At 59.3% G+C, this 5,061-nt stretch carries 6 protein-coding genes; 2 read left to right on the forward strand and 4 right to left on the reverse strand.

What is annotated here, in order from left to right; all coding sequences use genetic code 11:
- A partial coding sequence (locus VK519_RS03575; RefSeq protein ID WP_324347747.1) for a TonB-dependent receptor domain-containing protein occupies positions 1-1,478 on the forward strand: 1,478 nt, incomplete at its 5' end.
- A gap of 169 nt (positions 1,479-1,647) precedes the next feature.
- On the opposite strand, the gene VK519_RS03580 is transcribed toward VK519_RS03575, so the two are convergent.
- From VK519_RS03580 to VK519_RS03595, 4 genes are read right to left on the reverse strand one after another with little or no spacing between them, the layout of a single operon-like run.
- The gene (locus tag VK519_RS03580) at positions 1,648-2,178 is read right to left on the reverse strand and encodes a DinB family protein (protein WP_324347749.1); all 531 of its coding nucleotides are present in this window, start codon (positions 2,176-2,178) and stop codon (positions 1,648-1,650) included.
- On the reverse strand, positions 2,141-2,809 hold the full coding sequence (locus tag VK519_RS03585) for an ATPase (protein ID WP_324347751.1): 669 nt from the start codon (positions 2,807-2,809) through the stop codon (positions 2,141-2,143). The genes VK519_RS03580 and VK519_RS03585 overlap by 38 nt, the downstream gene beginning before the upstream one ends.
- Positions 2,806-3,162 (reverse strand): type II toxin-antitoxin system Phd/YefM family antitoxin, encoded by a 357-nt coding sequence (locus VK519_RS03590; protein ID WP_324347753.1) that lies wholly within the window; start codon positions 3,160-3,162, stop codon positions 2,806-2,808. Before VK519_RS03590 ends, VK519_RS03585 begins: the two co-directional genes overlap by 4 nt.
- A gap of 55 nt (positions 3,163-3,217) precedes the next feature.
- Complete coding sequence (locus VK519_RS03595; protein ID WP_324347755.1) at positions 3,218-4,483, reverse strand: histidine-type phosphatase; 1,266 nt, start codon at positions 4,481-4,483, stop codon at positions 3,218-3,220.
- Positions 4,484-4,548: 65 nt separating this feature from the next.
- Here VK519_RS03595 and VK519_RS17830 point away from each other — a divergent pair, with 65 nt between their 5' ends.
- A complete protein-coding gene (locus VK519_RS17830; protein ID WP_414692689.1) occupies positions 4,549-4,806 on the forward strand; it encodes a helix-turn-helix domain-containing protein in 258 nt (85 codons plus the stop codon).
- The last annotated feature ends 255 nt before the right edge of the window (positions 4,807-5,061 follow it).

Genomic DNA, 5,061 nt, shown 5'->3' on the forward strand with positions numbered 1-5,061 from the left:
GCACGGCGACCAAGCCCATTTCCGCGCTCGCCGGCAATGAAGTGGGCGCCCCCGGTGGCAACGGCTATTACGTTTCGCAGGAAATCTTCAACACCGGCGCGGACAAGGTGCGGGTGAAGCAGCGTGCCCAATTCGTCGAGGACAATTGGCAGGTCACCGACCGCGTGCTGCTCTCCATCGGCGTGCGGAATGACCAGTTCACCAACTACAATCCTGATGCGCAGCCGTACATTCGTCTGACCAAGCCCAATCTGTCGCCCCGTCTGGGCGCCAGCTGGGACGTGCTCGGCGATTCCTCCTTGAAGGTGTACGCCAATGCCGGCCGCTACTATCTGGATGAGCCGAACAACGTGGCCATTCGCGGCGCCGCCGGCAGCACCTTCACGAACCAGTACTTCACCTACGACAGCATCGACCCCGCGACGGGCGCCCCCGTGGGCCTGCACCAGATCACCCAGGGACGCTACCCGGGTGTGTCGGCCAATAACGAGTTCGGCGCTGCGCCAAACCCGAAGACGGTGACCAGCAAGAACGTGCAGGCCGAGTTCCAGGATGAGTACATCGCTGGCCTCGACAAGGCGTTCGACATGATGGGCGACCGCTGGACGGCCGGTACCAAGTTTACCTATCGTAAGCTGCGCAACGATCTGGACGACGTCTGCGATAGCGCCACGTTCGAGGCCGTGGGTGCCTCGCAGGGCTTTGATCCGGACCTGGCCCAGGGGTCGGGTTGCTACATCATGAATCCCGGCAAGACGCAGAAGTTCAACGTGTCCAATGGCGACGGCACCTTCGGTACGATGACGGTGCCCTGGTCGGCCTTCGGCATGCCGGACCTCAAGCGCAAGTACGTGGCGCTGGACTCCTACCTGGAACATCCTTTCGACGGCAAGTGGTATGGCCGAATCGACTACACGCTTGCACACAGCTTCGGCAACACGGAAGGCTCGGTGCGTTCGGATATCGGGCAGACCGACGTGGCGCAGACCGAAGATTGGGATAACGCTGGCGTGATGGTGAACGCCAATGGCGACCAGGCCAACGATCGCCGCCACCAGATCAAGCTCACCGGCTACTGGCAGATCACCCCCGAATGGCTGGTGGGTGGCAACGCCCAGATCCTGTCAGGTACGCCCAAGGTCTGCCAGAGCTTCTTCGGTCCGGATCAGACTGACCCGTACGGTTACATGGACGCGTACCACTTCTGCGGTCCGGACGGTCGCCCGGCCGCGCCCGGCAAGGTCGGTCGCACACCGTGGCAGGAAATCGTAAGCGTCAACGCCCAGTATCGACCTGCGTTCGCCGATCACAAGCTGGGCTTCAGCATCCTGGTCTACAACCTGCTCAACCAGCAGCGCACCACGCAGTTCACCACCACGTCGGTGTCCGGTGCGGGACAGCTGTCCGCCGACTACCAACTGCCGATTTCGTATGAGACTCCACGCTTCGTGCAGTTCAGTGTCAGCTACGACTTCTGATGAAAAACACGTCATCGAATAACTAGAAGAAACCCGGCGGCTGTTCCCGCAGTTGCCAAATGCATCTCCCCAGACTAGGCCACCGTTTCCCAAGGACGGTGGCCTTTTTTTGCTCGTGCTGGGGAAATCCGCCGGGCCGGAGAGTAGGGGACCGGCCTGGCCGGCCCCGTCACGCCGCCGGCGTGATCGTTCGAAGAAACACAGGAAGATCGGTAGTAGGTGGGGATACGCCGTAGTGGTAGAGCATGTCTGCCACATGGCCGCGGTGATAGGTTGTGTGGTTGGCCACATGCAGCAAGATATCGCCACGCGACATCGCACCATTACCGCCACCAATGAACTCGAACTCGACGACCTGACCCGACGTTTCAGGATTCAGCGCATCGGCGTAGGTCACATACCAGGCATCCATGGCGAGTTGCATTTGGTGCAAAACACCAAATGACGGGGGGTTGTCGGGATTGCGAGACGTATAACCATGCGCCTCGCCGACCAGATGCGCTTGCCATACTCGATCCATGGCATAGGAGTGATGGAGCGTGCGGAGCATGTTGCCGAAGAGGATGGGCTGCGGCTCAACAAGCTGGCTTTCGGGAAGTTGTGCGATCTTCGACAGGAAGACTTCATCGGCCCAGGCCTTGTAGCGCATCATGGTTTTTACGTCACTCATAACTCGTCCGTAGGTGTAGATGTTTTGCATCGAAGAGCGCTGCTTCAAGCAACGGCTTGGCCCAATCTGGCGTGCGCTCGAGAGCGGCAATGTCATCGGGCAGGGGAGAGGTGAGTCTTCCGGCTTCCATCACGGCTACCAGCATCGGATCGGGAATGGCCTTATGCCGTTCGACTTCAATGCTGTTGTCATATATTTGCAGGTGGCCAAGGTGCGGCATCAGCGAGATAAAGTTTTCCAGTGTTGTGAAATAACGCTCTCGTATCTTGGCTTCGGGAATGTCGTGGCCACCCGCAGTCACACGAGCCCTGACGCGAGCGATATGTTGTTCGGGCGATGACAGGCCACAGAACCACACCAACACATCATGCGTTTTCGTTGCCGCCATAATCTTGGCCGGGACGGTACGGCCGCCCAGCGTTGTCTCAAGAGCGTAATGGGTACCATGGAGGACGGCATCATCCAGGCGTCGCATACCTTCCCGCCACGCGGCTGCATTGGCTTCGCCCTGGTCGCAACCTGTATCGTCGATCAGTTCGCGTGCAAATGTGTCGGGGTTGAACCACGTTAGCCCCCATTGTTCCAGCAGATATCCACCGATCGAACTCTTGCCCGCGCCGTTGACACCCGCGAGGACATAGAGAACGGGGCGCGCCGTCAATGACTCTCTCCGGCTTTGACCTTTCCGCCGAGCTTGGCTGGCACTCGCATCAACGAGCGCAGGCGTTCTCCGGCGTCGGCAGCTTGTAGCGACGCCAGGCGCTCATCGAAACGATGGCGAAGCATATCGAGTGCCGCTTCGTTCTTCGATCCCGCGTCGCGCAAGGCCTGCATAATCGCGCCGTACACCTCTATCGAGAGGATGACTGCCTCGGCCTCGTTGTGATTGGTTACCACCACTTTGCCCGAGCGCCCAATGGTCTTCATGACACCTCGCCAGCCGAGTTTTTTGACGTCGGACGCTGATGTATGGGGCAGATCTTCGATCGCGTAGGGCTGGAGGGACATGGCCATGGCATCTTTCCATCACGGTAGATGGGTGAAATATACCGTTTTTGGCCAAAATGGGCTATAAGGGCACATCTGCATCCGGATGCGTCCGGCGATGCAGCAAGGCCTCGAAGTCACTGAGGCGACAGACCTCCGATCCCTGCATCTTGCACGCATCGATGACGAGCCCCTGTATGACGGGTGGATGCGTACGCGACAACGGGGTCAACTGGCGAAGCTGCTCCAGCGTCTGTGCCTGGTAGAACGAGCGAACATAGCGCTCGCCGGTAGTCGGATCACGCAGCACCTCCAGCCCGAAGGCACCGCCGGGCGGTGGATCGTCATATCCATAACCGTCGATATGGAAGTGCACGCCGAGCAAGCTGGTGAGCGCGGCTATGTTGTTATCGCTGGCGACCATCAAGTTCAGGCGAGGGCCATCGGTACGGGCAAGCATGGCCAGCACGTGTTTCTCCATCGGACCGGCAATACGGCGGGCCATGTAATCCGGGCGGGCATAGACGTCAAACAGCAGCGCATGCAGTCGGGAGATCTCGGCAATCCGTTCGCGCGTGGCCCGCCCCCAGCCGACCTGATCCAGGGGCATGCCTTCGGCGTACTGCAGAAGAAACACTTGCGCGGTGCCTGAGGTGATGGCAATGGACCCTTTAAGATTCATGCCCCGGTCGTCACCGCTGGGGGTTAGCGATGACGGCGTTGCGGCGATATCGCAGCCCGCAGCACGGCAATCCAGAATCGATTCCATAGACCGGATCGCGTCACGATAAGGTGCCGTCAGCTTCGCCGGACCCCCGGTCTGCGCGATCACCTCGCGCACCGCTTCCTTTGCGTCGAAAGGCACAGCGTGAGCCTCTATCGGATGGAACAGCGGATCCTCGCTGCCCAGCGGCTGATGGCCTACTACCAGGTGACAGTTCGGCGCCAAGCCTTCTGCCAGTGCCTGGCCACTGGCAATAGTGCGTTGTTCGGTGTTGGTCCAGATCGAAACGCTGCCGTCTGTCGGACAGCCGGTATTTGGCAATAGCCCGAGCGCGCTGTATCGCTCACGGTCGTAGATCCCGAGCAGACGCATGCCTTCGCGTCCGTGCGGGGTCAGGACGCTTGCCGGTGTAGACCACTTTGGCCATGGCTGACGCGCAAGTTCCATAGCGCCAATCTCGCCCACAAGTGGCGCGCGCACACCGTGGCGGAAGAGCATGATCACTTTTTCGACACGCCATGTGTCGGGATAGGGTGGGTTAGCGCCATCTGCTTTAGCGGCAGTAGCCAGGGCGCAAGTGGCCAGTAAGCCGGCAAGGAGATAGTGCATTCGGAGGCTACTCATCCACGCTCACCCCAGAAATGCGGTTTCTCCCATTTTGCCAGAGACGATCCGCCAACTTCGGGCAAATGCTCCGAGCGGAACGTCGAAAGCTTGGGCTCACCCAGGCGCAGTTGGCGGCCAGGGCAGGGATAGGACGTCAAAAGCTCATAGAAGTGGAGCAGGGCAAACCAGGCGTCGCGTTTGCCACGTATGTCGCGGCGATGAGCGCGTTGGGAGTGGAGTTCTCCGTCAAGCCGCGGCTTGTCAGGGTCGATTGCTCATCCATGACGCCCGATGAATCCGCTTTCCTGGACAGGTTGGTTGATACGATGGCAATAGAATAGATTGCACTTGAGAAATATCATGTAACACAATGATATATATCAATCTATAGTATAAGACTATACAGTAGTTACGCACGCGGTAGCTTGACTTGGGTTAGTCGTATTAGTGTGTATATCAACTAACCGAACTAACAGGCTAGGTGCGCCAAAATGACAGTCATTGATCGCGTCGAACTCACCGGAATCGCTGCCTTTGCGGGCACTGCCCATGAGGTGGGTGGTCGGCTCAGTCGCGCTAAAGACCAGCAGGTGGTT

The sequence above is a fragment of the Pinirhizobacter sp. genome (genome assembly GCF_035317885.1).
GTDB lineage: Bacteria > Pseudomonadota > Gammaproteobacteria > Xanthomonadales > Rhodanobacteraceae > Pinirhizobacter.

What these genes read in the sequence shown, in the direction of transcription:
- VK519_RS03580 (WP_324347749.1), bottom strand. Translation starts at nt 2,178, where the DNA reads ATGCAAAACATCTACACCTACGGACGAGTTATGAGTGACGTAAAAACC.
- VK519_RS03590 (WP_324347753.1), bottom strand. Translation starts at nt 3,162, where the DNA reads ATGGCCATGTCCCTCCAGCCCTACGCGATCGAAGATCTGCCCCATACA.
- VK519_RS03595 (WP_324347755.1), bottom strand. Translation starts at nt 4,483, where the DNA reads ATGAGTAGCCTCCGAATGCACTATCTCCTTGCCGGCTTACTGGCCACT.
- VK519_RS17830 (WP_414692689.1), top strand. Translation starts at nt 4,549, where the DNA reads ATGCTCCGAGCGGAACGTCGAAAGCTTGGGCTCACCCAGGCGCAGTTG.